Origin of the sequence: Algoriphagus persicinus (genome assembly GCF_035156415.1) — a bacterium.
Classification (GTDB): Bacteria; Bacteroidota; Bacteroidia; order Cytophagales; family Cyclobacteriaceae; genus Algoriphagus; species Algoriphagus persicinus.
The window spans coordinates 1-26811 of the sequence record NZ_JAYEEY010000028.1 but is presented as its reverse complement, the minus strand read 5'-3'; the positions used below and the strand labels follow the sequence as shown (position 1 = coordinate 26811).

The following is a 26811-nucleotide window of genomic DNA, read 5'->3' as shown; positions in this document are numbered from 1 at the left end:
CATGAAAGCAAAATCTATTAAAGGAAAGTCTACCGCAGAAATTAAATCAGTTCTCACTGAAAGTATGTCAGACGGTTTCAGGCCTACACTGGCTATTGTATTCCTATCTGTTGCACAAGACCGCACCGCTATCTGCAGCACACTCGACGAAGAGGGTATTGCCATCTTTGGCTCTTCCACCAATGGCGAGTTTATCGATGAAGAGACTGAATCAGGTGCTGTGGCCATTCTTCTTCTGGATATTAAAAAAGAACATTTTAGAATTCATTCAGAGGTATTCCAGAACAACAACTATCGTGAAACATCAAAATCCATTGCCTTGAAAGCCAAAGAGGACTTCGAAAATGTTGCTTTCCTATTGGCAATTAGTAATGCGGCAACTGATGGCGAAGAGGTGTTGCTGGGACTTCAGGAAATCGCTGGTGATGAAGTCAATGCGTTTGGTGGAGCTGCCGGTGATGATTTGACTTTTGACAAAACATGGGTTTTTACAAACGGATGGGAAAGCGATCGTGGGATGGTTTGTATTGCGTTAGATGAAGAAAAAGTCTCGGTCAGTGGCATCGCTACCTGTGGCTGGAAAGCCATGGGAACGGAAAAAACGGTGACTAAAAGCGAGGGAAATCACGTGTTCACGATCGATAACGAACCTGCGCTCGATATTACCACAAAATATGGGGGACTTGAGAATATCACCCCCGACAACAAGGATGTATTATTGGAACTTGCTGCCAATTTCCCACTGCAACTGCAGCGTAAGAAAGGTGACCCGGTCATGCGCCCTGGCCTAGTCGTCGACTGGTCTGACCATTCCTTCTACACAAGTGGTACGGTCCCAGAAGGATCAAAAATCCGATTTTCCTTACCTCCCGATTGGGATGTGATGGAAAAGGTCGTGAAAGGCGTTCAAAACCTGAAAGATACTGAAATGCCGGAGGCAGATGCCCTTGTCGTGTTCAGCTGTGCCGGCAGGATACTATCTTTTGGTCCCATGATGAATGCTGAGATAGAGGGAGTTAAACAGGTTTGGAATGTCCCGATGGCAGGCATGTTTTCATATGCGGAATTGGGCAGAATGGCTGGAGGCAACTTGGAAATGCATAATCTCACCACCTGTTGTGTGGCATTAAAGGAAAAATAATGAACCCACATCTCCAGCATATTCTCGACAGGCTACTTCAGATTGAAGCCATCACTGATGAGCAAAAATCTGCTCTCGCCAAATCCCTGAAGGATGCGGATAAAGAGGTCACAATTTTGGAATTCAAACTGGACCGCACCGAAAAAGTAAAACGCACCACTGCCATTTTACTCGAAGAAACTATTGAGGAGCTTGAACTGAAAAGGAAAGCCATTGAAGAAACCAATTCGGCACTAGAAAAATCATTTGAAGAACTAAAATCAGCCCAGGATCAATTAGTCCAGCAGGAAAAGCTCGCCTCATTGGGTCAACTCACAGCAGGCATCGCCCACGAGATCAAGAATCCACTGAATTTTGTGAATAATTTTTCGGAAGTCACCATGGAGTTGATCGGGGAGATCAAAGAAGAAAGAGCCAAGAAACAAGAAACAAGAGATGAGACTTTAGTGGATGAAATATTGGAGGATATCCAATCTAACCTTGAGAAAATCCACGAACACGGTACACGTGCCAACAGCATTGTCTCTTCCATGCTCCAGCATTCCCGTGGGGGATCAGGCAAAAAAGACCCTACCGATCTTAATGCCCTGATCAAGGAATACATAAACCTGAGTTTTCACGGCATGCGCGCGAGTAAAAATCCGATCGATGTCGAAATCGATTTTAACCTCGATCCTGCTATAACCAATGTTTCGATCATCAAAGAGGACTTTATTCGGGTAATTATCAACCTCTGTAATAATGCTTTTGATGCGATGCGGGGTAAGGTTTATCAGACGGAAGACCGAAGACGGAAGACGGAAGAGGGTGATACTGGTAATGTTTACAATCCTAGATTGAAGGTGAGGACAAGTTTGGAAAATAGACAGGTTAGGATATCAATTGAAGACAATGGCCCCGGAATTCCTGAGGACATTAAAGACAAAATTCTGCAGCCTTTCTTCACCACCAAAAAAGGAACGGAAGGTACAGGTCTTGGGCTGAGTATCACCCATGATATTGTAAAGGCTCATGGGGGGGAATTGAAGGTGGAAACTATTATTGGTAATGGAAGCAAGTTTATTATCTCATTTCCCCTGAAAGGATGAAAAAGGAAAATCAAATATTGAAACGAAACATGATCCAGTATACATGGTTTTGGCATATCCTGCTCATGATCCTTTTTGGGTGGACTTTAAGTCAGCCAGGTTTCTCTCAAAACTCAAACGTTCCAACTGATCAAATTGATAGTCTTAAAGTTTATGTAAGTCAGCTTTCGGAAAATGATCCACAATATACCAGCCTTACATCCCTATATGCACAAATGTGTTTCGACAGCCTCCGGATAATTGATGGGATGGAAGCCACGAAAAGATTAAAAGAGATCGCTGAAGTATCAGGCAACGACCAAGACCTGGGTTATTTCCATGAGGCTTTGGGATTCCTTCACTCCTATTCACAACTGAAAGAAGCCAACCAGGTGAAAGCCGACTGGCTTTTAAAACAACACAGTGAGTTTAACCGATGGGGAAATATTGAGGGGCGTAAGGACATTCAGAGCGACACTGCCGGGGTAGCCATAGATGCTTATGAGCACGCATTGAAACACTACCAGTCGTTAAGAGATACCTTTTCTGTCAGGCATCTCCATGCAGAGTTAGCCATGATGTACCGGTGGTGGAAACTGCCCAGAAATACCTATAAAGAGACAGAAGAAATTCGAAAGTACCAGATTCATCGGGACGAGGTGCTCAACCTTTATCCCGATAACTATCGGGACACACCGGAAGGAATCCTACTCAACCTTGTGATGAAAATCCAGCAGCTTGAAGACCTGTGGTTTCAGCAAATCAACCAGACATCGGAAATTGAATTGTCACTGGCCAATCAGGTTTCAACCATTAAAGATCCTTTTAACCGTGCCTGGGGATATCATATGCTCAGTCGAAATTACGGAGGCAATAACCGGTACTTCTTGGGGCTGAGCTACAATGCAAATTCGCTTGATCTATTACAACAGCTTGGAGAAACAAACCTTCAATCATTTTGCTATTATCATGCCGCATCAATCTATCAACGGGCCTCTGTTAGGCAACCGGAGTTGCGAACTAAAGTTATTGAGAATTGCGAAAAAGCGATACGCTTTCACCAACAAATGAATTATACCAAAGGAATAGAGAAGGTATATTGGCTTTATGTTCAAACCAAGCGCGGGCTCAATGAGGATGCTATTAATCAAGAACCTCACGAAACTGGCCGGTCCGAAGCTTCAAGCATTCCCGACAGTATTAATAGAGCCATGGATCACTACTTCAACTACCTCGGGAATAATCTTAACTCTACATTGAATAGGCAACTATTTGCCTTTCATCAACAGGAGGAGGCAGCCAAGCTGTACAAAACTGGCAACGCAGAACAGGCTTTGGAGAATAATTTTCGTGCGCTGAACCTGCTGCTGTCTATTGCCGACTTTCGAGGCGCGAGCTACAGTGCACTCGTAATCGCTAACAATTTTAAGGAAGAAAAAAGCTATGAAAAAGCATTGCAGTATGCCATTCAGGGATATCAATACGCAACCGAAACCACCTGGACTATCACCATGATCTCCGGTTCAGCATTGGTGGCGGAGCTCTATGAAGAAACCGGGCAGTTGGGCAGGGCTATCGAATATTTGAAAATTAACCAACAACTGGTGACAGAAAACGAGCGGCTGAATAACCAGATTCAGTTTACTGAGATGCAAGTGGCTGGAGCGATCAAAGAGAGTCAGCATGAAATTGACCGGTTGGATACTCAGCGCAAAATGGTGGAAAGTGAAAATGAAAATCAACGCATCATTCTTGTAATGGCAGGCATATTGTTGGTCTTCTTGCTGGTGTTTTCTGTTGTAATCTATCGAAATAGTGTTTCCAGGAAGAAAGCCAACCAGGAATTAAGTCAGCAAAGAGATTCGTTGCAGAAAACACTGCTACAGCTGCAATCCACCCAATCCCAACTCATCCAATCCGAAAAAATGGCTTCGCTTGGCGAGCTCACCGCCGGTATCGCCCATGAGATTCAAAACCCATTAAACTTCGTGAATAACTTCTCGGAGGTCAATTCAGAACTGGCTGCGGAATTAGAAAGTGAGCTAGAGCAAAAAAATTATGCCGAAGCGAAGGAACTCGCAAAAGACATCCGGGAAAACGAAACGAAAATCAACCACCACGGCAAGCGAGCCGACGCCATCGTGAAAGGCATGCTGCAGCACAGCCGCAGCAGCACCGGCACCAAAGAGCCCACCGACATCAATGCCCTGGTAGATGAATACCTCCGCCTCTCCTATCACGGGTTGAGAGCTAAGGACAAAAGTTTCAACGCAAGTATGGAAACTGATTACGATAAGTCGATCGGGAATATCAACATCATCCCTCAAGACATGGGTCGGGTAGTGCTGAACTTGATTAATAACGCATTTTTCGCAGTCCATGAGCAGGCAAAGTCTGGAAAAGAAGGCTACGAGCCTACCGTTTCAGTTAGCACCAAGAAGTCAGGCGACCTGGTGACCATCTCCGTCAAAGACAACGGCTCCGGCATCCCCGACTCCATCAAAGAAAAAATCTTCCAGCCCTTCTTTACTACCAAACCTACCGGATCTGGGACAGGATTGGGGCTGTCTTTGAGTTATGATATTGTAAAGGCGCATGGAGGGGAATTGACAGTAAAATCGCACGAAAATGAAGGCACCGACTTCACCATTAAATTATCCTTATCATGAAAACAAAATCAGTGAAATCCAATAATTCCTATAAACCCGTGATTCAGACTTGTATCGTGAAAGCGCATGGTGGGGAGTTGACAGTTCAATCTACTATAAGCAGCGGATCAGAGTTTACAATTATAATGCCTCTTAATTCAAAATAATATGAGACCAATTTTTTGTACATTATATTTTGTTTTATTCAATTCTTCGGTTTTCTGTCAGGACACAGTAAAAAGTTTCGACACTTTGATCAGAAACCTGACATTAGAAATCAGAAATTCTGCAAACGATAGTCTCAATTCGGAATATTATTTAGAACTAGCGAGTTTAACTCAGAATAGAAATCCAGACTCATCAATTTACTATGGTGAAAAAGCTTTTGATTTAGCGTCAAAAAGCCAAAATACTTCTGTTCAAGTGGGGGCTTTAGGGATTATGGCTGGAGCTAACCGCAATAAAGGGGACTTGCCCAAATCTATTGAAATTTCATTACGTGCTCTTCAGTTAGGTAAAAATATTCCCGTTCGGATAGCGGCGGGGATAGGTCCAGCCTATAGCAATTTGGGAAATACTTATATACAAATCGGTGATTATGAAAGAGCCAAAAATTATTTAGAGAAATTAATTGCCTTGGGTCACCAAGACCAATTAGGCGTAGCCTATGGGCATTATTATTTGGCTTCGATCTACGAAAAACAAAATAAACTTGACACAGCTCAATACCATTTAGATAAATGTTACGAGGAATTTAAAACTATAAAATTTGGGCCTTATCCTAATGTTTATGATGTTTATCCACCATGGTATAATTTGAGAGCTAAAATTTATCTAAATAAAGGTCAGGATCAGTTAGCTCTATCAGATTATTTCCATGTTTTGGAAATGACACGTCGAAACGACGAGCCATTTTTTTCATCAGCTACATACAACGATATTGCCTCGTACTATAAGCAAAAGAATCAAATCGATTCGGTTATTTATTATGCTGAAAAAGGACTGACCGAAGCTAAAATTTATTCTACACAAAAGGAGATTCTAAGGTCAAGTGAAATTCTTTCCGAATATTATGAGAAACAAAATCCTGCTCAAGCACTGGCCTATTTGAAGCTGGCCAATAAAACTCGTAATACCTTTTATGGAGCAGGAAATATGCAAGTAATGAGGGATATGATTGAGGAAAATGATAAAAAACAGAATGAGATTATAGCCGCTGAAATGGCCAATAGGAATCGCTTGATAATGGGTGGAATATTAGGAATTGCCTCACTCCTGCTGATCACCGCAATCTTCTTATATAGAAATAATCGAACCAAACAAAAGGCAAAACTTAAAATCGAAGCCGCTTATCAGCAACTCAAATCCACCCAAGCCCAACTCATCCAATCCGAAAAAATGGCGAGTCTGGGAGAACTCACAGCGGGCATCGCCCATGAGATCCAGAACCCGTTGAACTTCGTCAATAACTTTTCAGAGGTAAGCACAGAGCTAGTGGATGAAATGAAAGAGGAGTTGGTAGCTGGTACCGAAGCTTCGGTACAGTTTGCAGTGGAAATCGCCGATGATCTCAAACAGAACTTAGAAAAAATAACACTCCACGGTAAGCGTGCCGATGCCATTGTCAAGGGAATGCTGGAACATAGCAAAAGAGGATCTGGTCAGAAGGAGCCTACTGATCTCAACGCATTGGCGGATGAGTTTCTTCGCTTGAGTTATCAATTTTTTTTAGCAAAGGAACCCGAATTCAAAGCTGAGCTGAAAACAGACTTTGACCCCAATCTTCCCAAGGTTTCGGTTATTCCACAGGACATTGGTAAAGTTCTTCTCAATCTGATGAACAATGCTTTTTACGCCTGTGCTGAGCGCAGTCGAAGTACGGTAAACGAAAAAGCTAAATCTGAAAACACAGATTCTGATTTTAAACCAATGATCCAAGTGAGCACCCGCCAACTCCTCCCTGAGGGGGGCAAGGGGGGGTATATTGAAATCTCAGTTTCCGACAACGGCTCCGGCGTCCCTGACTCCATCAAAGAAAAAATCTTCCAGCCTTTCTTTACTACCAAACCAACGGGTTCGGGAACTGGACTTGGTTTATCATTATCTTATGATATAGTGAAGGCGCATGGTGGGGAGTTGAGGGTTGATTCAAGTGATGGAATGGGTGCTGAGTTTATTATTCAACTACCAGCTAAAGGAAATTAAACATGAAACAGCTTATTTTCACCCTATTTTTCCTTTTCATATGGGATATTGGCTTTGCACAAAACCCTAAAATTGATAGCCTACGACAAAAATTCGCCCAGTCGAGGCTTGACGAAGATCTGATTTATCTTTATTACGAATTATCTGATTTCTACCAGAATACAAATCCAGATTCAGCGATAATCTATGCGCAAAAATCAATAGAATTAGCAGAAAAGGTTAAAATTTACCAAGACAATGCGAGTTACATGCTGGGCCAGGCTTATCGTGTAAATGGAGACTACCCAAAAGCATTAGAATTTTTATTTAGGGCACTTCAATTGTTCGAAAAGCATAAGAATCACAAACAAATTGGAGAATGCGAGAACCAAATAGGCATTGTTTATTCTCAACTTGGGTATAATCCAGACGCAATCATCTACCAAAAGAGGGCGATAAAGTCTTTTGAATCTGCCAATGATCTTGATTTAGCTATAAATTCAACCTTAAATCTTGGAAGGGGTTATCGAAGAAATAATCAGTTTGATTCAGCTTCTATCTACCTAGAAGAAGCATACAATAGCTTGGACCTTTTTAGAAATAAGTCGAGACATGCTTTTCTATTTATGGAGATGGGAACCCTTCAATTTCAATTAGGTAATCATAGTGAAGCATTCAATTTTTTAAGAGAAAGTACACACATCAATGAGTTGAACAATAATCATTTCTACAACTCACTTGCCTATAACGTGTTAGCTGTTTTTTTCAACGAGTTGAACCAAACAGATTCATGTATTTTTTACGCTAAGAAAGGATTTTCTGAAGCGACGGAAATCTCATATAAATATAACATACTGGAATCAAGTATCATCTTGGCGCAGCAATATGACTCAGTCAATTTTAGGGAAGCTAATTTTTATCTTAAAAAAGTAAATGAAATAACGGACGAATTGTATGGTTCTAAAAAAGTCCAGGAGTTACAAAAAGCAATTTCTGATGAACAACAACGTCAAAGGAAAATTGAACAAGATAGGGTCGAAAACGAAAATAGAATAAAGCAGATTTCACTTCTGGTTGGTTTTGTGCTGTTGTTATTTATTGCCCTACTACTTTACGCCAACAACAAAAGAAAGCATAAAGCCAATATTTTGCTTCAAAATCAAAAAGAGGAAATTGATATTCAACGTAATAAGGCTGAAAAATCATTAGTCAAACTCAAATCCACCCAAGCCCAACTTATCCAATCCGAAAAGATGGCCTCCCTCGGAGAACTCACCGCCGGCATTGCTCATGAGATTCAGAACCCGCTGAATTTTGTGAACAACTTTTCTGAGGTAAGCAGCGAGATGATCGAGGAGTTGGATGAGGAAATTGAAAAAGGTGATAAGGAAGAGGCAAAAGCTATATCGGCAGATTTAAGAGAAAACCTGAACAAAATAGCTCACCACGGAAAACGAGCAGATGCTATTGTCAAAGGAATGCTGGAGCACAGTCGTGCAAATAAAGGTGAAAAAGCTCCGACAGACTTGAATGCTTTAGCTGATGAGTTTGTACGACTTTCCTACCATGGATTAAGAGCTAAAGACAAATCATTTAATGCAGACTTCAAATTAGAGCTTGATCCGGACTTGCCTAAAGTAAATGTGGTGGCATCGGATATCGGAAGAGTCATTCTCAACCTGGTGAATAATGCTTTTTATGCAGTCAATGAAAAAGCGAAAACTACCCACCAACCCTCCCGAAACATCGGGTCAGGCTCTGAAGGGGGAGAAGTTTACAAACCTCTAGTAACAGTAAAAACAATGGTGATGAAGTCCCCTTCAGGCCTGCCTGACGGACGGGCAGGGGATTTAGGGATTCAAATCTCCGTCCAGGACAACGGAAACGGCATCCCTGACTCTATCAAAGAAAAGATCTTCCAGCCTTTCTTTACTACAAAGCCAACTGGCTCTGGTACTGGACTTGGGCTGAGCTTAAGCTACGATATGGTGAAGGCGCATGGTGGGGAACTCACAGTAAACTCAAGGGAAGAAAAAGGATCGGAATTCATAATCGCCCTACCTCTTCTGTAATTTGTAAATCAAATCCGCATAATATTCTCATGAAAGTTTTTTAACTGTTAAAAAGCTAAAGAATTAGAAATAAACCTTGATTTCTTAGCGATTCGAAAAGCAGGTTGCTATTCATTTAGCAAAATGAACCCATTGCTAATTTAGCTTATACTCTTGCACACTATAAATCTTATAGAGCCTTTCTTATAATCGGGTATTGACAATACTGTTGTAGATGGAGCCAAAACTATAGCTGATACCAACCGACATTGACACTCCAAAACTCGTAGCCAATTGCCGCTGCTGGAGCAGGATGTCTTCTAAAGAAACATCGCCTTTAGGAAGGGATAGCTGATCGCGAACAATACCAAGTTCGGAAGAAAGATTCACAGAGAGCCCTTTATATATTCTCCATGCCAGATTGCTGTCAAAGGAAATCCTGTATTTGCTCAGATCGTGTAAAAATTGAGAACCTTCCAGTTCTATTCTAAGTGATCCCCAGGGTTGACGGATTCTCACCCCAAACTCCAATGCATGACTGGGTAGGGTTTCTTCCAGTTTGCCAAAAATTGTTTCTTCCATATAGGTCCGCCTGTCAAATCCGGCACTGTAAGCTATGGTGATTTCCTTGCGAAGAGCCTCTGTGTAGGGAAATATACTGTACTCAATAGCTGGGGCAGCAGAAATACCCAAATCGATATTACTAAATGTGGAGGAAATGACATTGGTAAATAAGCCAACTGACCAATGTGAACTGATACTTCTTACCGCTCTTCCGTAAAATCCGTTTCTATGGAGTATGCTCTCAATCACCTCACCATTCCTTGCAAAATCCCTTTTATTATAATTAAAATATGGCCTTAAGCGAATACGCCATTGTTCCGTAATATGCTCCGCGGAGAATCCATACCTCAGATCTAAGGCACTTACACTTGTTTCTTTGGAGAAATCAATTCCTCCATATATTTCAAAAATCCAATTTTTCCATTTGTCTTTTTCAGGTCTTTGTTCAATATCAATGTCTGAAATGGAAACCAATAATTTATCTGCCATGGAAGTGTGTGCCACATATGGCACTAAGCCCAAAGTAATTATGGAATTTAAACCTTCCCGCTCTTCATCTCGCGTGTTGGTTTGAACAGAAGAGTAGGAAAGGGTATTGTTGATATCCAGAAAACGCTGCTTGCCGATAAACGAAAGCGTAAAGACTCGGCCCCCTCCGGCTGTACCCTGACTCGTGATAAACAGATGAAGTTGCCCCAACATGGGATCTCTTACATAATTGACAAAATTTATCTGTTGGCGAATGAAATTATTGTCGCAAACCTCACAATCAAGAAATACGGTGATGATATCCTGACTGACTGTATCCAGGGCTTGAGCTGTAGTAGTATCCTGATCCGTAAGTTCCCCTGAAGTCTGGGCAGAAAGAGGTCCCAAAAAGAATAAAAAAATTAGCCCAAAGGATAGCCTTTTCATGGTTGAGCAAATCGTTGAGCAATTAAAATAAACGGTATTATAAAGATGGAAGGGTTTGGAAATGATTCGCATTTATAGTTGAAAATACAGCGGGGTTTTGGATTTGATTTATACTATTCGAAATTTAGTATCAGAAAGGGAATAGGAGGGTCTTGCTAATAAAGAAGGCTTATTGATGTAATTTAGTTCAAAGAAGCAAGGAAAGCTGCCAGAATCCGTTGGATGATCTCTGCTGGTAAATAGCCAAAAGGAAATTGTGCTCAAAATTAGTTGATGGCAGTTGTAAAAGAATTCCTCATCGCCCAAATGAGATACTAATTTGAAATGTTATTTTGAACTTTGGACTATCTTCCTTCAAAAGGAATAGTAGTATATCGGTGGACAATTCAGGCCCTTTTATAGCAATGTACTTACCTAATGATAGTCAAATAACTCTACAGATGTTCATTATTGGCACTTTACCAGAACATCATTTCAAGACAATTTTGCGAGGCTTAACGATGCGATAGGGCAAATTAAATTAATCAAACCCGCTATCTTCAACGCTAACTAATTAACCCAAACCTAATCTATGATTAATCGCCGTAATTTTATCAAGCAATCTGGACTTGCTCTTTCAGCCGCAGGCTGTGGCCTATCCGGTTTCCGCCTTCCACCACTGAAGTCCTACAAAATGGGTCTGCAGCTATTTACGATTAGAGCCGCTATGGCTGAAGATCCCAAGAAAGCGCTTAAAACGATAGCAGAATTTGGCTATCAGGACACTGAAATCTACGGATATGATGGTCCCTCGAAGAGCTTTTACGGCATGCCCGCAATTGATTTTAAGAAAGTGTTAGAGGATAATTCCCTTGACAGCACCAGTGGTCATTACGATTTTATCAAATACTTCAGAGCCGCAGACGATGAACTTATTCGCTATACAGATCAAAGTATAGAAGGTGCTCATGCCTTGGGACAAAAATATATTACCTGGCCGTGGCTTGATCCAGAGTCCCGCTCCATAGAGAGTTTTAAAATCTTGGCCGATAAGCTAAATTTGATTGGAGAGCGCGTGAATAAAGCCGAACTTGGATTTGCCTATCACAACCATGATTTTGAATTTACTGATCATAATGGTGAAAATGGCTATGACATCATTCTTCAGAATACTGATCCAGAACTAGTCAAACTCCAAATAGATCTCTTTTGGGTAGCTCACAGCTCTCAGCGTACAGCGCATGAGCTTTTCATGGAAGCGCCAGGCCGATTTGTCATGTGGCACATTAAAGACTTGGATAAGATCAGCAGAGACTATACTGAGATGGGAAATGGCTCTATCGATTATACCAAAATCCTTCCGGACGCATCTCTCTCGGGAATGGAACATTACTACATAGAGCAAGGCGGAAATTTCGCTCAGAATCCCATGCAAAGTGTAAAAGACAGCGCAGAATATTTTAAGAAAAACCTGATCAACTTATTTGAATAGCGGCATCATCACACCTCTTTAATTCAGTAGACTAACTTTTCAATTTCCTTAAATCTATTTGAACCCTTAAATGAAAAACAAATTTCCCATACTGCTCTCACTTAATTTTCTGCTATCTCTGAATGTCTTCGCCAGTGTGGACACCGTGGCCACCTTCAGTTCTTCCATGCAAAAAGAGATTAAGGCAGTAGTGATTACTCCATCGAGTTACTCAGAGACTAAAGAATATCCAGTTGTCTATCTGCTACATGGATATTCAGGTAATTACAGCGATTGGATAAGTAAAGTACCCCAGCTGCAATCCTACGTCGATCAATATGACTTCATTATCGTCAATCCAGACGGAAATTACGGAAGCTGGTATTGGGATAGTCCAGAAGTGCAGGGTTCCAAGTATGAAACCTATGTAGGAAAAGAATTGGTGGAGTTTATCGACCAAAAGTACAGCACGATTCAAGGCCGTGAAGGAAGAGCAATCACGGGCTTAAGCATGGGTGGGCATGGAGCACTTTATCTGGCTTTTCGCCATCAGAACACGTATGGTACAGCAGGAAGCTTAAGTGGTGGAGTGGACATAGAGCCATTTCCAGAAAACTGGGAGATGAAAAAATACCTAGGCACCAAAGCCGAAAATGCTGAGCGATGGGAAGAATTCTCCGCGATGGGTCAAAGCAATCGACTACTTCCAAATAAACTAAAGTTAATCATTAGTTGCGGCACTGAGGATTTCTTCTACGATGTCAATGTGAAACTCCACGAAAAACTAGCATACAATAACATCCCACATTCATTTATTACTGGACCTGGAGGGCACACTTGGGAATACTGGGCAGATGCCGTGCAGTATCAGTTGCTGTTTTTCCATAAGTATTTTGAACAAAGGCCGTAGAAATCTATTATTTCCGATATCCCCATATTTTTATAGAATATTCAATTCTAAAGCCCAATGAAGCACTTGATGCTTTGCCTACTCTACAAATCCACCAACGGCGCGGAAATGAGCGGAGCAAAGTATAATTTTAACCATAAAACAATCCAAAAATGAAATCGAGCATGACTCAAGAGTCACACCCTGGGATGATTATCAAATATGCGAGATTCTCCCGATCCGCCGCGGCGGACGGGACAGGCTATCCCGTTTCCTTCGACACGGGACAGGTTATGACCTTTAAAAAATAATTATAATTATATGAAATCGAGATACTTATTAGGCATGGGTCTGATGCTACTTCTGGGCAGCAATGTCCAAGCTCAAGACGAAGTAATTGACAAAATTATTAAAGAGGAAACTGAGAACTCTCAGTTGAAGCAGATAGGCCATGAATTGATGGATGGAATCGGTCCAAGGTTGGTAGGATCTCCTCAAATGCAAAAAGCACATGATTGGGCTCTAGCAAAATATAAAAGCTGGGGAATCGAAGCTAGAAACGAGCAATGGGGAGAGTGGAGAGGCTGGGAGAGAGGAATCACCCACATCGACATGGTAGCTCCTTGGACTAGATCTCTAGCTGGCACTCAACTAGCTTGGAGTCCTTCTTCACCTCAAGGTGGCGCTCAAGGGGAAGTAGTGGTGATTCCAGATTTGGTTGATTCATCTGCTTTCGCAAAATGGCTCCCATCCGTAAAAGGCAAATACGTTATGATCTCAGCTCCTCAGGTAACTGGTCGTCCTGACTACAACTGGGAAGAATTTGCCACTGAGGAATCTTTCTCCAAAATGAAAGAAGATCGTATGGCTTCAGGTAGAGCATGGAATGAAAGACTTCGAAAAATAGGCAAAGGAAGAAGAGATTTGTCAACAGTGCTAGAAAGTGCAGGAGCCTTGGGAATCATTACTTCCTACTGGTCTCAGGGTTTCGGAGCAAACAAAATCTTCTCTGCATCTACCAAAAAAGTGCCTACGGTAGATCTTTCATTGGAAGACTATGGTATGCTTTTTAGACTAGCAGAAAGTGGAAAGAAACCAATGATCCACCTAAATGCTCAATCTAAAGAAAACGGGATGGTACCAACATTCAATACTATTGCTGAAATCAAAGGAACTGAGAAGCCGGACGAATATGTGATGCTTTCTGCTCACTTTGATTCTTGGGATGGCGGTACAGGGGCGACTGACAATGGTACTGGTACCATCATGATGATGGAAGTGATGCGCGTGCTGAAAGAAGTCTATCCAAATCCTAAGAGAACAATATTGGTAGGTCACTGGGGTTCTGAAGAACAAGGATTGAATGGTTCAAGAGCTTTCGTAGAGGATCATCCGGAAATAATCCCTAAGATCCAAGCGCTTTTCAATCAGGATAACGGTACTGGACGAGTAGCTAATGTATCAGGTCAAGGCTTTGTAGACAGCTATGAATACCTAGGAAGATGGATGGCTAAAGTACCAAGAAGTATCACTAGAGACATCGAAACTACCTTCCCCGGCAATCCAGGTGGCGGCGGATCTGACTACGCTTCCTTCGTGGCAGCGGGCGTTCCTGCCTTCTCATTGAGCTCGCTTAGTTGGTCCTATGGCACTTATACTTGGCATACCAATTTGGATACCTATGATAAAATCATCTTCGACGATGTGCAAAATAATGTGATCATGGCAGCTATAATGGTCTATATGGCAAGTGAAGAAGACGGAATGGTTTCCAGAGACGTAAGAATCCCGATTGGAAGAAATGGTGAGCCTACAGATTGGCCTGCGGTACGTTCTCCTACCAGAAAAGGCGGCGTAGAATAATCAGTATGCCTCATTCCATGAGTTTAAAAGCATTAGATTTGGGATCAGGCTCCAAAGTGGGACTGGTCGCAAATATTTAAAGCTTTGAAAAGAGTCCGGTGTTATGCCGGGCTCTATTCAGTTAAGTTTATTTATCAGCAATTTTCAAATACATATAAAGAAGTAGAGAGGCGTGATGAAGCCCTTTGCCGGCTGGTATTGTTGAGAAAAGTGCAAATAATACCATAGCCCTCAAATAATTTCTTTTCTACAACAAAAACGGCTACCTCGAATAGTAGCCGTTTTTTCTTTTCTTTATCAGATGAGAATTAGTCTAGAGTCACTTCTTTGGAGCCGTTTGGATAAAAGATGGTAACCTTTTTATCACATGCACCATCCCCGTAATCAACGGAAGCCTCAATTTCAGAATACTGAAATTCCAAGACGCCTGATAGAGGGACAGTTACTCCAGATTCTAGGCAGCTTTTGGTATAAATCAACGCCTCTGTAACCGAGGATGTGTATGCAAATCCACTACGACTTGTCCCAACGGCAGTTCCTGTAATAGAAGCTTCGTATGCTCCTTGAGTACCAAGTTTGATGTCTCGAAGCTGGTCGCTGGTCAAGGTCACAAAAGTGTCATCAGGCCAGGTGACTTTCCCATTTTCGATTTTTACCTCCAAGTTGACCGTATTCGATTCTATGTCAACCCCCTTATTCGTGATAGTTCTGGTGCCTTCTACCTTGTACCCATTTACTTCATATCCGTCGAATGTTGTGGTGACTTTTGCCCCAGTAAGCAGCAGATTTCCGGTATAAGTAAGATTGATGATTCCTTTTCGGATCACCCCATTGGAGCTGGTGCAGCCATCACCGAAGTCAACCTTGATCGTCTTTGCACTTTCATTTATTGACACCACTGCTCCATCGCAAATATTGCCTGCAGGGATATCAATTGCGGTTCTTGCACTGAGACCGCTGCTGCTGAGCACCGTAAGTGTAACATTATCTAAATCTTCAAAAGCCATGTTGACTTGCGTGTCTTCCTCTACTACTGTTAGGTTTGGCTCAGTAGGTTCATCATTCATGTCGCAGCTGGAGATGAGCATAATGCTGCAGATCATGAGAAATAAGAATGAGGGATTGAATGTATTTTTCATAAGGGAAATAGTTGGTAAAAGTGTATTTGTTAGTTAGTTGATTTCATATTCGTATTACTATGCTTTTGGATTTTGCCACCTGCACAGCCGATATTTTGAGTAAATGGGATTTCATTAGGAAGTATTCCCATTACTCAAGAAAGATCTCATTCTTCTTCTAGGTTATTTTCAGACTTTTTTTTGTGTTTGCCGGGTTTCATACCTAGTGTGTGATAGATGATAAACGTCTATGACTCGTTAAAATTTGAATATGTTTCAAGGATTGAGCCAAATTGATCCGTTAGCTTGGCTCAATTCATATCTTTGGGCATGAAAGGATTTGATTTCGAGAATTCTGATCTCGCAGAGAAGCTGAAAACAGTGAAAAGTAAGGTTGTCACCTTGTCTTTCCTGAGGTTGATGGTCTTTTTTGCGATGGGCGGGCTGTTTGTTTTGGCTGTTTCGGATAACCCTGTGTGGTTTTTGTTTTTTGGGGCTTCTGTTGTTGCTTTTATTTCTTTGATAAGAAAATATAATGAGCTGAAAGATCAGGAAGCCATTTATTTGGCACTGGAGAAAATGAACCTGAACAAAAGATTACGAGTAGGCCGAAAACTGAAAGAACTTGATGCGGGGATAGAATATCAGGACAAAACTCACCCTTTTTCCAATGACCTGGATCTCTTTGGAGACCATTCTCTTTTTCAACTCTTAAACCATACCGTTTCAAAAAAAGGGAAGGAAGCACTCGCCGCAAAACTTAAATCTGCGTTTGATCTGGACAGAGCGGCTACCTTTCGCGAGGCTTCTGCTGAGTTATCCACCAAGTTGCTTTTCCTTCAGGCAATGGAAAGCATAGGGTTGGCTTTTTACAATGAAGAAAAATCAAATTCGGGGTGGGTAAGTTGGTTAAAGGTAGATGAGAGAAGCACACTATTGATTCGCATAGTTGCCTTCCTAGGGCCAATAGGAGGCCTTACACTGTCGGTTTTAGCATATTTAGAAATCATCCCAGCTGTATTTCTAGGGATTTGGATTTTGATTGGGATTGTATTTCTAGGGATAGTTTTCAAGCCCTTGAAAAAGGCAGCGGATTCTATCCCAAGTAGAGATCAGCTAAAAACATATCGATATTGGCTGGCAGTTTTGGAAAAAGAGCAAATGGAATCCCCGCTTTTGAAGATGATGCAAGCACCATTCCTCACCAAAGGGGTCAAAGCCTCCACACTTTTCGATCAGCTGGATAGTTTAGGACTTTGGATACAGAACAGAATCAATATACTTTATATTCCTTTGAATCTGTTTTTTTGGACGGATCTGTTTTTATTTCTACAGCTGATGTCTTGGAAAAGAAGTCATGGGAATTTGGTTGCCAATTTCCCTGCTCAGCTAGTGGAATGGGAGGTTTTGATATCTCTGGGTGCATTTGAAGAGGAAATTGGCGGTAAAGGCAAGGTGCTTCCTGTTGAGAAAGGATTGGTGGCAAAGGAAGTTTCTCACCCGCTGCTTTTGCCAGGAGTAGCTGTGCCGAATGATTTCATTATTGACGAAAATCAACGTATCATTTTGCTCACAGGAGCAAATATGAGTGGGAAAACCACTTTCATGCGAACCCTGGGGATTAATTGTGTGTTGGTCAACCTAGGTTTGAGTCCCTTTGCTCAAGAGTTCGGTTTCTCTGGGTTTCAGCTCTATACCAGTATGCGTAATACGGATAACTTGGGAGAAAGTGTCAGTTCCTTTTATGCCGAACTTAGTCGGATCAAGCAATTGATCGATAGAATAGAAAAGGGAGAAAAGATCTTATTCTTGCTTGATGAAATTCTGAAAGGAACCAATACTGAAGACCGTATAGCTGGTTCGGAAGCGCTAATCAGGCAAGTAGATCATACGGCTGCACTGGGGATAATCAGTACGCATGATATTGAACTTGCCGAATTGGAGGATAGAATGGATTCGGTAACTAATTTCAGTTTTCATTCGGAAATACACGATCAGAATATTGACTTTGATTACAAAATAAAACGGGGAGCATGCCCGAGTTTCAATGCCCATAAACTTATGGAATTGATGGGAATCCGTTTTCAACCGGAAAAGTGATTTCTCTTTCTTGAGATTATCTTATTTTTGATTTCAAATAAACTATGGCTATACCATTGCAATCACCCATTTTGGGAGTCCTCGGAGGAGGTCAATTAGGCCGAATGCTTATTCAGTCGGCGATCAATTACAACCAAGACATTCACATATTGGATCCTGATCCAAATGCTCCTTGCAAGGATCTCGCCCAGCGATTTACGGTGGGTTCACTCAATGATTTTGAAACAGTATATGCCTTTGGGCATGGATGTGATGTCATAACAGTGGAGATAGAAAGTGTCAATATAGAAGCACTTGAGCAATTGCAGAGGGAAGGAAAGAAAGTTTATCCACAGCCTGATATTCTGAGCCTTATAAAAGACAAGCGCAAGCAAAAACAGTTTTATCAACTGCATGGGATTCCTACTGCTGATTTTATTCTAACAGTGGACAAGGCGGATGTTATCCACAATTCCGGTTTTCTTCCGGCAGTTAATAAGCTGGGTAAAGAAGGGTATGATGGTCGAGGAGTCCAGGTATTGAGATCTGAATCAGATTTGGAAAATGCCTTTGATGCGCCTGGTCTTTTGGAGAAACTCATTGACTTCGACAAGGAGATTGCTGTGACGGTGGCAAGAAATGAAGCAGGTGACCTGATCGCTTATCCTGCTGTGGAATGCGCTTTTCACCCGACTGCCAATCTGGTTGAGTTTCTTTTTGCGCCGGCAGAAATCTCTCAAGAGGTTGCTGAGAAAGCTGAGAATATCGCGAAGGATGTGATTTTAAAATTAGGAATGGTTGGAATTCTTGCCGTGGAAATGTTTGTGACCAAAGATGGAGAAATACTGGTAAATGAAGTGGCTCCCCGTCCACACAATAGTGGGCACCATACTATTGAAGCTAATTTTACCTCCCAATTTGAGCAACATTTACGCTCGGTTATGAACTGGCCGCTAGGAAATCCAGACTTGAGATGTCCCGCTGCCATGATTAATCTGCTTGGAGAAGCTGGTTTCACTGGGTCTGTTTTGGTGGAAGGTCAAGACGAAGCGTTGGCTGAGCAAGGGGTTTACATTCATCTATATGGCAAGAAAATCACCAAGCCATTTAGAAAAATGGGACATGTGACCATTTTATCAGATACGGTAGTTGGCTTGATGGAAAAGGCGCAACGAATCAAAGAATTAATCAAAATCAAAGCTATATAATGAATCCACAGGTAGGTATTATTATGGGAAGCCAATCGGATCTTCCTATCATGGCGGAGGCCGCGCAAATGCTGGAAGAATTAGGTGTAACCTATGAACTGACGGTAGTTTCAGCACATCGTACACCGCAGCGTATGATTGATTACGCGCATTCTGCACGGGAGCGAGGTATCAAAGTAATAGTGGCTGGTGCTGGCGGAGCGGCGCATTTGCCAGGTATGGTAGCGTCGATAACAAGCCTTCCGGTAATTGGGGTTCCTATCAAAAGTTCTAATTCCATTGATGGCTGGGATAGTATTTTATCCATTTTGCAGATGCCTGGAGGGATTCCTGTTGCGACAGTTGCGCTGAATGGTGGTAAAAATGCGGGCATTCTAGCCGCTTCAATTGTCGGCTCTTTTGATGCTAAAGTGGGAGAAAGCTTAGATTCTTACAAGAAAACGCTGAAGGAAAAAGTGGAGGAGTCTGCCGCCCAGATTGAAGCTAAAGGTTGGAAAGCGATACTTAAAAAATAAAAAATGCGGTGAAAAGCCGCATTTTAATTGAATGCCATGAATTGGAAAAAGATAATTCGATTTAAGATTGGAGAGGTGCCGTGGGAGGTTCCTTTGGATGTATTAGTTCTTCTGGGGGTGATCACCTTGGTGTTGATGGGAGTGGGAGCCTACTTCGGGTTTCAATTTGGAAGTTAATCAGTGAAGATCCCCCAGCCATCATCATTTTTTTCGCTTGGGTCAAATCCCTTGGTCCACTCAATAAAGAGTATGCGATATTCCTCTATGGCTTCCCTGAGTAGCTCCAAATGCTCTTCTGCATGAGTTTCTTCCATTCCAAGTTGATAGGTCATAGTATTGAGGATTTTCGCATGCACTTTCATGACTACTGCTTTCTCCATTTTCAGAACATAGTCAGAAATCCCTTCTGCTTCAGCGAATTTGGTGCTCATCATCATGGCATCTTCCATCATGATATTGCCATAAAGCTCTTTCCTCGCCTCATCCAAACTCCCTACTAATGCCCGGGTCAAGGAAAAGATATCCCTGGCCTTTTTCATCAATGGATGCTTATAAATGTTTTCGTGCTCCTTGCGTGCATCGAACTCATCGTCCTCATCCCAATCTGCCTCGTCGTCATTGAAATCGTCCCACATATGGCAGTAGTGTTTTTAGAAAGGTAATTTGTCTTCTTCTCCTTCAGAGTGGAAAGTGTCCACCTCGGGCATTGCAGATGGGGAAGCAGATGCGCCTCCGTTTTTCTCTACTTTGAAAGCCTTCACTTCAGTGTACCATCGGCCATTGTATTCTCTACTTTCCACATCTATGCTCAAGGTTACATTTTCACCTGCATTAATAGAAAACTGATCGATTTTATCTCCCCAAAGAGAAACACAAACTTTTTTAGGGTATTGTCCTCCTGTTTCAAGGATGAATTCCTGCTTTCTCCAGGGGTTGCCACTTTTTGAATTTCCACCTACTTCGGGTAGTTTTTGGATTATTTTTCCGCTCAATTCCATTGTTGTATTTTTAAATTTCTATCTCCGCGAAGGTACACAATGCGGTTGAAATGTTTTGTTTGGATCACTGCAAATTACTTTATTTCAAAAGTGGGGTTTAACATTTTTTGGCATAAACATTGGTTAAAGTGAAGTCTGAATTTTACATGTTTCAAATAAAATTTTGTTTTCGTCTTTTTTGAGAAATAAAATTCGGATTGTGTCCATGACTCTATTAGTAAGGTAAAATCATTGAATTTTCTTTGCAGAGTTGTTTTTGAAATCATACTTTTAAAAATGTTTCTTTTTGTTTCACCCTTATCAGATACTATGGCCTAGACCTTTACGTTTATAATAAACCAACTTAAAATGAGTAAGCGAATTGGTCCTAAGGACAGTGAATTGATAGCACAGTATCGAAATGGTAGTGATGCAGCCTTTGATCTATTAGTAGATCGATACCAAAGTAAAATGTTCACCACCATATTTCTGATCGTCAAAGATCAGAAGGTAGCTGAAGATTTGCTTCAAGATGTATTTGTGAAAGTGGTCAATACACTTAATTCAGATAAATACAACGAAGAGGGAAAATTTCAGCCTTGGGTGATGCGGATATCTCATAATCTGGCCATTGATTATTTCAGAAAGGCCAAAAGATATCCCACCATATTAATGGAAGATGGATCTAACATTTTTAATTCACTGAAATTTGCGGAGGAAAATGTGGAAGACCGTCAGGTAAGGGAAGAGAACATTGAGCTCGTGAAGCGCCTGATAGAGGAGCTTCCTGAGACTCAGAAGCAGGTCTTGATCATGCGACATTACTTGGACATGAGTTTCCAAGAGATTGCTGATCAAACAGGCGTAAGTATAAACACCGCTCTTGGGAGAATGCGATACGCGCTGATTCACCTGCGGAAAAAGATGAAACAACTAAATTTTGCATATGACAAAACCATTTACCCCAAATGACCTGGTAAGGTATATTTATCAGGAAATGACGGAGGTAGAGCAAGAACTCTTAGTGCAAGCCTTGCATAGTGATGATTCACTGATTCAAGAATATGTAGAAATGCTGAGCACAATAGAGCAAATGGATCAGATCCTGCTTCAACCTTCTGAAAAAGTAGTACAAGCGATCAAAAAGAGAGCTCAATCTACGGGACTCGAACGAGTCTGAAAACACGGTAATCCCGCTTAATGCGGGATTTTTTTATAGCTCATTGGCAATGAACTGAGCAGCTTTTTGTATTACTCCTAAGTAAGTAATAGGTTGGAACCCATGCACTTCTCCAGGAATTGCCTCAAAGTAATTAGCAACGCTGTTTTTTTCTAGCTCAGCAGCTAACGATTCACTTTGTGAAATGGGCACCACCTCATCAGCTGCTCCATGGAATAGGACGGTTGGAATCGAGGTGGAACTTACATACGTAATAGGACTGGATTCCATATAAGCACCTGATTGACTTACTGGATTGCCATTTAGCATAACCGAAAGTAACAGCTGGCTATTGGAGTTGAAATCAAAAAAGGTAGTTAAATCAGTAATTGGGAAAAGAGCCATCACTGCTTTAATATTTCCGATTTCTGGGTGCTTGTAGCTGTGGAGTAATGCCAGGTGGCCTCCAGCACTTGCCCCTGCTAGAATAAGCTCTTGAGATACATCCCAGTCTTCAGTTTTCGAGAGTATGTGATTTATTGCCGCTATGATATCATTTTCCTGTTCAGGAAATTTCCCAGTTCCGGAGGCAAGGTCAAGAAGGCTATAATTCAAAGAGATGATTGCATAGCCAGGGAATGCATTTTCTACTATTGGACGAAAAGCTTGGATTTCACTCTTGTCACCCGTAATCCAACCGCCTCCGTGAATGTAAATAAATAGAGGGGTCGTTTCTTTAGATCTTCCCTCTGGCAAATAAATATCCATTGAATTATTCGCATCAGTACCATAGGCTTCATTTGTGATGTCTAATGCAGCAATTGGATTTGGAATAGGTTCTTCTGAATCAGAATTACAAGAGTAAAAAATTATCGAAGAGGACAGGAGTACTAAAAAGCGAAATTTGAAAAATTTGTTTAACATGACAATAAGTGCTTGAGTTGAAATAATTTATTTGAGGTTAGGTTGAACTTTAATTTTTTAATAAAAGAGTTGTCTAGTTCTGAAGATGTGTTTGCCCAGCTAGAATATTTCAAATTGACCAACTTAAATTTCCTTATAAAAGGTGTTATTACCTAGTCGGGGCAGTATCAATTTTGAAACACTTCAAAACCATTTAATTAATGAAGCTATTATTTGTTTCGCTTTGATGCCGTATGGAGGTCTGAGTAAGGTTGCATTATTTAATCCTATACGTTGCTTGAGTACTCCTTTTTCATTGCTGAAGGCCAAAAAACCATGATAGCCATGTGCTTTGCCAACTCCGCTGTTATTTACTCCGCCAAATGGTAATTCCTGATGAAGGAAATGAATTACGCAGTCATTGATTACTGCATTCCCTGAGCTGGTTTCTTGAAGTATTTTGGCGGAGAGGTCAGCGTTTTTTCCAAAATAGTAGAGAGCTAAAGGTTTTGGTTTGGAATTGACGAATGCTATTGCTTCGTCTAATGTAGCAAAGGGAACTATTGGTAAAATAGGGCCAAAGATCTCCTCTTCCATTACCAGCATTTCGTCAGTTACACCTGTAAGAATCGTGGGTTCTATGTGTCGTGAATGTGGCTCATTCTTGCTCCCAAATTCAACCTTGGCTCCTTTGGAGACAGCATCTTCGACATAATGAACAAGTCGCTGGAATTGTTTGTCATTTACAATTCTAGCCAAATCCTGAGATTGATCTATTCCTTTATATTCTGGATCGTACATCTTTTGTATAGCAACTTTCATCTCTGAGATAAGTGCTTCCTGGATCGACTCATGAGCTAATATATAGTCAGGTGCTACACAAGTCTGTCCACAATTCATGTATTTCCCCCAAATCAACTTTTCAGCAGCATCTTTTAACTCAGCATCTTCATGTATAATCACAGGCGACTTCCCACCCAATTCTAAGGTGACAGAGGTCAGATGCTCCGCTGCAGCTTTCATGACAATTTTACCTACAGCTGGGCTACCTGTGAAAAAGATATGATTGAAAGGAAGCTTTAGCAAAGCTTGAGAAACTTCCACTTCGCCAAGGATTACGGCTACCTCATTCTGTTTGAAAAGTTCAGAAATCATTCTAAAAATCAACTCAGAAGTATGTGGAGTCATCTCCGAAGGCTTGATGATAGCGGTGCAGCCTGCAGCTAAAGCAGAAATCAACGGTCCAATTGTAAGATTAAAAGGATAGTTCCATGGGGAAATTATTAAAGTAGTACCCTTAGGCTCGGTATATATTTTGGCCGACGTCCCTAGCATAGGAAGCGGAGTTGATACTGACCTTGGCTTCATCCATTTTTTCAGGTTTTTTATTGTATGGTTGATTTCGCTTGTTACAGGAAATATTTCTGTCAGATCAGTTTCCGCTTCTGGCTTGCTGAAATCATTCTTCAATGCTTCTCTGATGTCTTGCTGATGGTCTTTTACCCAGGAGCTTATTTTTTTTAAAAGAGCAATTCTTCCGACCGTAGAAGAAGTTCTCCACCTCATAGAAGTCTGTTGCTGGCTTTTGAACAGCTGGTCAAAATTATTGATTGAGGATTCCTTGCTTGGATGTTCTACCATTTCAGTAATACTTATTTTATCTGAAGTTACTCTCAATTCATAATGTACATATGTTATTCCGAGAAGCGGAGTTAATAAATATACATGGTATAAACGAGGCTCATTTAGCAGAATATAGTGCTGATTTGAATGGCTAATCTCAATAAAAAACACTTTTCAACACGTGAAAAAATATTTTCACATAAAAAAAAACGCATTATGTATCAAAATATTTTCAATAAAGCTTGCATATGAAAAACATAAAAGTGTATTTTTACAGCAAATAAATAGCGTTGATCGGAGAAACGGCTTCTCATTCTAGGTTTTTTGAATGATTAGGTCTCCGAAAAGTAAGGAAAAAAGTAGTTTGAGAAGTAGATTTTTTCTCTACCAAGTATCTGAAAAACAGAATATTATAGAACGACGATTACGAACTAGAAAAATTTTAAATAATAACGATATGGACAGTATATCCAATTGTCAATTCAGCGGCCAGCCTTCCAAGGGTGGATTTTTATCGAAAATAGGCTGGCAGTCCGATTTTCGGATGCTATTTATTTTTCCGCTAATTTTTCTTCTAGGAATATTTAGTGGAACTGAGGTTTTTGGCCAAGTCGGGGTTGTAAACCCTGCTACCCCATTTAACATTGATCCAAATAATCCACCTGCTTGTCCTCAAAATAATCTTCAGATTGTTGATGTTGATTTTAGGGATCCTAATACGGGTGTGGCATTTGAGCCGAATGATCTAGTCGGAACCCCAATAGGCACGCCTATTGACGGTGATATCTTTGTAACATTTGCTGTAAGTGGACAAGGATATAATTTCCATGTTCAATTCGACCTTATTATAGATGGTGTAAACCAAGGTCAACAAGCCTTGTGTATCGTTGTCGAAGATGCTCAAGGAAATACGATTAATATCACAAATGGTCTGGAGCTGAAAGTGGCTGACTTCACTTGGAATTACGGGACCAAAGTAGAGATTAAAAATGTTTATCAAACTTGGATTACTGGTAATGCAAAGCCGAATGATAAAACTTGCCCAGCAACTGCAGGTAATTCTCAGTGTGATTATGTGGGAGAAGGTTTTGTTGTAGAAACTCCAGTTGCAGCAAATTTTGAATTTGAGACTTTTTGTGAAAATCTTAATGCTTCATTTACCAACCTTTCAACGGGCGGTGCAGATGGTGTTGCATTTAGCTATTCTTGGGATTTTGGTGATGGAAATACGTCGACGGAAACAAATCTAACGCATACTTACGACAATGCGGGGACATATTCTGTTACATTGACTGCTACTAAAGGTATTATTTCCGATGAGGAAACTTTTGATGTTACTGTAAATGACCCGATTATACTTACGATCAAATCTCCACCGGCAGTTTGTAGCCCAGGTACTGTAGATCTTACTGCAGCTGCCGTTACTAATGGTTCTTCTGCAGATTTGGTGTATACTTATTGGACTGATGACTTGGCTACTATTGAATTGGATGATCCAGATGCGGTAGCTACCAGCGGGACTTATTTTATCAAAGCAACTGACCCCTTAACAAACTGTGAAGTAATTAAGCCGGTTGTTGTATCTGTAGGTGCTTGTAGTCTTACTTTAGTGAAAGAGGCAACTAATGGTCCAGCTGGAGAAGATTGTTTGGATCCTACTTTGAATCCTACTATTAACTACAGTTTCACGGTTACCAACAATGGAGATTATGATTTAACAAATATCCAGATTTCTGATCCACTTTTTGAAGCTCCAAATGCATTAGTTGATTTTACTCTTTTTGACAATGGAAATGGCGACGCTACTTTAGGTGTTGGAGAAACTTGGATTTATACAGCTACTTATGCTATTACACCTGCAGATATTGAAGCTGGGCAGGTTCAGAATCAAGCATCAGTAAGTGGTGATGCCAATGGCTTTACTGCTTCTGATTTATCTGGTTCTTTAGCAGATAATGATGAACCAACGATTGTCCCTATTTGTCAGGATCCTGTAATTGAGATTGTTAAAACAGGTTTATTCAATGATGAGAATGCTGATACATTTGCAAATGTAGATGAGACAATCACTTATACATTTTTAGTTAGTAATGGAGGGGATGTAAGCCTTTCTAATATTTCTGTAACAGATCCACTTCCTGGTTTATCTACTCCTATTTATGTAAGTGGTGATACAGGAGATGATGGTATTTTGGCCACTGATGAGATTTGGACTTATACAGCTACTTACTCTGTTACTCAAGATGATATAAATACTGGTCAGGTTGATAATACCGCTACTGCGGATTCAAATGAATCTGAAGAAGATACGGATGATGAAACTGTTCTATTGGCTCAGGATGCATCGATCATGATTGAGAAGACTGCTTCCCAGTCTACCTACAATGCAGCAGGCGATGTGATCACGTATACTTTCGAAGTGACCAACAACGGAAACGTAACGTTGACAGAAGTGAC

Annotated in this window: 23 protein-coding genes; 17 read left to right on the top strand and 6 right to left on the bottom strand. The window is 41.1% G+C overall.

The window, feature by feature from the left end; translation table 11 throughout:
- The first annotated feature begins 1 nt into the window (after nucleotide 1).
- The 6 genes from U3A58_RS18230 to U3A58_RS18205 all read left to right on the top strand — a co-directional run bounded on the left by U3A58_RS18230 (nucleotide 2) and on the right by U3A58_RS18205 (nucleotide 9112).
- Nucleotides 2–1141 carry an FIST signal transduction protein gene (locus tag U3A58_RS18230; protein WP_323825833.1) on the top strand — a complete coding sequence of 380 codons (1140 nt, stop codon included), beginning with the start codon at nucleotides 2–4 and terminating at the stop codon, nucleotides 1139–1141.
- A complete protein-coding gene (locus tag U3A58_RS18225) occupies nucleotides 1141–2229 on the top strand; it encodes a sensor histidine kinase (RefSeq protein ID WP_323825832.1) in 1089 nt (362 codons plus the stop codon). The genes U3A58_RS18230 and U3A58_RS18225 overlap by 1 nt, the downstream gene beginning before the upstream one ends.
- A gap of 29 nt (nucleotides 2230–2258) precedes the next feature.
- A complete protein-coding gene (locus tag U3A58_RS18220) occupies nucleotides 2259–4877 on the top strand; it encodes an ATP-binding protein (protein WP_323825831.1) in 2619 nt (872 codons plus the stop codon).
- Entirely contained in the window at nucleotides 4874–5023 is a 150-nt protein-coding gene (locus U3A58_RS18215; protein WP_323825830.1) for a hypothetical protein, read from the top strand. Before U3A58_RS18220 ends, U3A58_RS18215 begins: the two co-directional genes overlap by 4 nt.
- 85 nt (nucleotides 5024–5108) lie before the next feature.
- On the top strand, nucleotides 5109–7061 hold the full coding sequence (locus tag U3A58_RS18210) for an ATP-binding protein (protein WP_323825829.1): 1953 nt from the start codon (nucleotides 5109–5111) through the stop codon (nucleotides 7059–7061).
- A gap of 2 nt (nucleotides 7062–7063) precedes the next feature.
- The gene (locus U3A58_RS18205) at nucleotides 7064–9112 is read left to right on the top strand and encodes a tetratricopeptide repeat-containing sensor histidine kinase (RefSeq protein ID WP_323825828.1); all 2049 of its coding nucleotides are present in this window, start codon (nucleotides 7064–7066) and stop codon (nucleotides 9110–9112) included.
- A gap of 183 nt (nucleotides 9113–9295) precedes the next feature.
- Here the strand turns inward: U3A58_RS18205 and U3A58_RS18200 are convergent, their stop codons facing one another.
- Nucleotides 9296–10570 carry a hypothetical protein gene (locus U3A58_RS18200; RefSeq protein ID WP_323825827.1) on the bottom strand — a complete coding sequence of 425 codons (1275 nt, stop codon included), beginning with the start codon at nucleotides 10568–10570 and terminating at the stop codon, nucleotides 9296–9298.
- 571 nt (nucleotides 10571–11141) lie between these two features.
- Between U3A58_RS18200 and U3A58_RS18195 the strand changes: the two genes are divergently transcribed.
- The 4 genes from U3A58_RS18195 to U3A58_RS18180 all read left to right on the top strand — a co-directional run bounded on the left by U3A58_RS18195 (nucleotide 11142) and on the right by U3A58_RS18180 (nucleotide 14772).
- Nucleotides 11142–12041 carry a sugar phosphate isomerase/epimerase family protein gene (locus tag U3A58_RS18195; protein WP_323825826.1) on the top strand — a complete coding sequence of 300 codons (900 nt, stop codon included), beginning with the start codon at nucleotides 11142–11144 and terminating at the stop codon, nucleotides 12039–12041.
- 70 nt (nucleotides 12042–12111) lie between these two features.
- A complete protein-coding gene (locus tag U3A58_RS18190) occupies nucleotides 12112–12930 on the top strand; it encodes an alpha/beta hydrolase (protein WP_323825825.1) in 819 nt (272 codons plus the stop codon).
- A gap of 152 nt (nucleotides 12931–13082) precedes the next feature.
- Nucleotides 13083–13220: a hypothetical protein gene (locus U3A58_RS18185; protein WP_323825824.1), complete on the top strand. Its 138-nt coding sequence runs from the start codon at nucleotides 13083–13085 to the stop codon at nucleotides 13218–13220.
- Nucleotides 13221–13230: 10 nt separating this feature from the next.
- Complete coding sequence (locus tag U3A58_RS18180; RefSeq protein ID WP_323825823.1) at nucleotides 13231–14772, top strand: M20/M25/M40 family metallo-hydrolase; 1542 nt, start codon at nucleotides 13231–13233, stop codon at nucleotides 14770–14772.
- Nucleotides 14773–15080: 308 nt separating this feature from the next.
- On the opposite strand, the gene U3A58_RS18175 is transcribed toward U3A58_RS18180, so the two are convergent.
- Nucleotides 15081–15911 (bottom strand): hypothetical protein, encoded by an 831-nt coding sequence (locus tag U3A58_RS18175; RefSeq protein ID WP_323825822.1) that lies wholly within the window; start codon nucleotides 15909–15911, stop codon nucleotides 15081–15083.
- A 309-nt stretch (nucleotides 15912–16220) separates the two neighbouring features.
- On the opposite strand from U3A58_RS18175, the gene U3A58_RS18170 reads away from it, so the two are divergent.
- The 4 genes from U3A58_RS18170 to U3A58_RS18155 are packed head-to-tail and all read left to right on the top strand — an operon-like array spanning nucleotide 16221 to nucleotide 19869.
- A complete protein-coding gene (locus tag U3A58_RS18170) occupies nucleotides 16221–17990 on the top strand; it encodes a MutS-related protein (RefSeq protein WP_323825821.1) in 1770 nt (589 codons plus the stop codon).
- A gap of 44 nt (nucleotides 17991–18034) precedes the next feature.
- Entirely contained in the window at nucleotides 18035–19177 is a 1143-nt protein-coding gene (locus U3A58_RS18165; protein WP_323825820.1) for a 5-(carboxyamino)imidazole ribonucleotide synthase, read from the top strand.
- A complete protein-coding gene (purE, locus tag U3A58_RS18160) occupies nucleotides 19177–19692 on the top strand; it encodes a 5-(carboxyamino)imidazole ribonucleotide mutase (RefSeq protein ID WP_323825819.1) in 516 nt (171 codons plus the stop codon). The genes U3A58_RS18165 and purE overlap by 1 nt, the downstream gene beginning before the upstream one ends.
- Nucleotides 19693–19728: 36 nt before the next feature.
- Nucleotides 19729–19869 carry a hypothetical protein gene (locus U3A58_RS18155; RefSeq protein WP_323825818.1) on the top strand — a complete coding sequence of 47 codons (141 nt, stop codon included), beginning with the start codon at nucleotides 19729–19731 and terminating at the stop codon, nucleotides 19867–19869.
- Here U3A58_RS18155 and U3A58_RS18150 read toward each other — a convergent pair.
- Entirely contained in the window at nucleotides 19866–20327 is a 462-nt protein-coding gene (locus U3A58_RS18150) for a hypothetical protein (RefSeq protein ID WP_323825817.1), read from the bottom strand. The two genes, U3A58_RS18155 and U3A58_RS18150, sit on opposite strands and share 4 nt — an antisense overlap.
- 15 nt (nucleotides 20328–20342) lie before the next feature.
- Nucleotides 20343–20690 (bottom strand): DUF3127 domain-containing protein, encoded by a 348-nt coding sequence (locus U3A58_RS18145; protein WP_323825816.1) that lies wholly within the window; start codon nucleotides 20688–20690, stop codon nucleotides 20343–20345.
- Nucleotides 20691–21038: 348 nt separating this feature from the next.
- On the opposite strand from U3A58_RS18145, the gene U3A58_RS18140 reads away from it, so the two are divergent.
- Nucleotides 21039–21641, top strand: a complete 603-nt coding sequence (locus U3A58_RS18140; protein WP_323825815.1) for an RNA polymerase sigma factor — start codon at nucleotides 21039–21041, stop codon at nucleotides 21639–21641.
- On the top strand, nucleotides 21616–21849 hold the full coding sequence (locus U3A58_RS18135; RefSeq protein WP_323825814.1) for a hypothetical protein: 234 nt from the start codon (nucleotides 21616–21618) through the stop codon (nucleotides 21847–21849). Before U3A58_RS18140 ends, U3A58_RS18135 begins: the two co-directional genes overlap by 26 nt.
- A 33-nt stretch (nucleotides 21850–21882) precedes the next feature.
- Here the strand turns inward: U3A58_RS18135 and U3A58_RS18130 are convergent, their stop codons facing one another.
- Both U3A58_RS18130 and U3A58_RS18125 read right to left on the bottom strand, forming a co-directional pair.
- On the bottom strand, nucleotides 21883–22752 hold the full coding sequence (locus tag U3A58_RS18130; RefSeq protein ID WP_323825813.1) for an alpha/beta hydrolase: 870 nt from the start codon (nucleotides 22750–22752) through the stop codon (nucleotides 21883–21885).
- 183 nt (nucleotides 22753–22935) lie between these two features.
- Nucleotides 22936–24372 (bottom strand): aldehyde dehydrogenase family protein, encoded by a 1437-nt coding sequence (locus U3A58_RS18125; RefSeq protein WP_323825812.1) that lies wholly within the window; start codon nucleotides 24370–24372, stop codon nucleotides 22936–22938.
- A gap of 439 nt (nucleotides 24373–24811) precedes the next feature.
- Between U3A58_RS18125 and U3A58_RS18120 the strand changes: the two genes are divergently transcribed.
- On the top strand, nucleotides 24812–26811 hold a 2000-nt coding region (locus U3A58_RS18120), incomplete at its 3' end, for a DUF7507 domain-containing protein (protein ID WP_323825811.1).

What these genes read in the sequence shown, in the direction of transcription:
- U3A58_RS18215 (WP_323825830.1), top strand. Translation starts at nt 4,874, where the DNA reads ATGAAAACAAAATCAGTGAAATCCAATAATTCCTATAAACCCGTGATT.
- U3A58_RS18155 (WP_323825818.1), top strand. Translation starts at nt 19,729, where the DNA reads ATGAATTGGAAAAAGATAATTCGATTTAAGATTGGAGAGGTGCCGTGG.
- U3A58_RS18225 (WP_323825832.1), top strand. Translation starts at nt 1,141, where the DNA reads ATGAACCCACATCTCCAGCATATTCTCGACAGGCTACTTCAGATTGAA.
- U3A58_RS18135 (WP_323825814.1), top strand. Translation starts at nt 21,616, where the DNA reads ATGACAAAACCATTTACCCCAAATGACCTGGTAAGGTATATTTATCAG.
- U3A58_RS18230 (WP_323825833.1), top strand. Translation starts at nt 2, where the DNA reads ATGAAAGCAAAATCTATTAAAGGAAAGTCTACCGCAGAAATTAAATCA.
- U3A58_RS18140 (WP_323825815.1), top strand. Translation starts at nt 21,039, where the DNA reads ATGAGTAAGCGAATTGGTCCTAAGGACAGTGAATTGATAGCACAGTAT.
- U3A58_RS18125 (WP_323825812.1), bottom strand. Translation starts at nt 24,372, where the DNA reads ATGGTAGAACATCCAAGCAAGGAATCCTCAATCAATAATTTTGACCAG.
- U3A58_RS18185 (WP_323825824.1), top strand. Translation starts at nt 13,083, where the DNA reads ATGAAATCGAGCATGACTCAAGAGTCACACCCTGGGATGATTATCAAA.
- U3A58_RS18190 (WP_323825825.1), top strand. Translation starts at nt 12,112, where the DNA reads ATGAAAAACAAATTTCCCATACTGCTCTCACTTAATTTTCTGCTATCT.
- U3A58_RS18195 (WP_323825826.1), top strand. Translation starts at nt 11,142, where the DNA reads ATGATTAATCGCCGTAATTTTATCAAGCAATCTGGACTTGCTCTTTCA.
- U3A58_RS18205 (WP_323825828.1), top strand. Translation starts at nt 7,064, where the DNA reads ATGAAACAGCTTATTTTCACCCTATTTTTCCTTTTCATATGGGATATT.
- U3A58_RS18145 (WP_323825816.1), bottom strand. Translation starts at nt 20,690, where the DNA reads ATGGAATTGAGCGGAAAAATAATCCAAAAACTACCCGAAGTAGGTGGA.
- U3A58_RS18150 (WP_323825817.1), bottom strand. Translation starts at nt 20,327, where the DNA reads ATGTGGGACGATTTCAATGACGACGAGGCAGATTGGGATGAGGACGAT.
- U3A58_RS18165 (WP_323825820.1), top strand. Translation starts at nt 18,035, where the DNA reads ATGGCTATACCATTGCAATCACCCATTTTGGGAGTCCTCGGAGGAGGT.
- U3A58_RS18175 (WP_323825822.1), bottom strand. Translation starts at nt 15,911, where the DNA reads ATGAAAAATACATTCAATCCCTCATTCTTATTTCTCATGATCTGCAGC.
- U3A58_RS18200 (WP_323825827.1), bottom strand. Translation starts at nt 10,570, where the DNA reads ATGAAAAGGCTATCCTTTGGGCTAATTTTTTTATTCTTTTTGGGACCT.
- U3A58_RS18170 (WP_323825821.1), top strand. Translation starts at nt 16,221, where the DNA reads ATGAAAGGATTTGATTTCGAGAATTCTGATCTCGCAGAGAAGCTGAAA.
- U3A58_RS18130 (WP_323825813.1), bottom strand. Translation starts at nt 22,752, where the DNA reads ATGTTAAACAAATTTTTCAAATTTCGCTTTTTAGTACTCCTGTCCTCT.
- U3A58_RS18220 (WP_323825831.1), top strand. Translation starts at nt 2,259, where the DNA reads ATGATCCAGTATACATGGTTTTGGCATATCCTGCTCATGATCCTTTTT.
- purE (WP_323825819.1), top strand. Translation starts at nt 19,177, where the DNA reads ATGAATCCACAGGTAGGTATTATTATGGGAAGCCAATCGGATCTTCCT.
- U3A58_RS18180 (WP_323825823.1), top strand. Translation starts at nt 13,231, where the DNA reads ATGAAATCGAGATACTTATTAGGCATGGGTCTGATGCTACTTCTGGGC.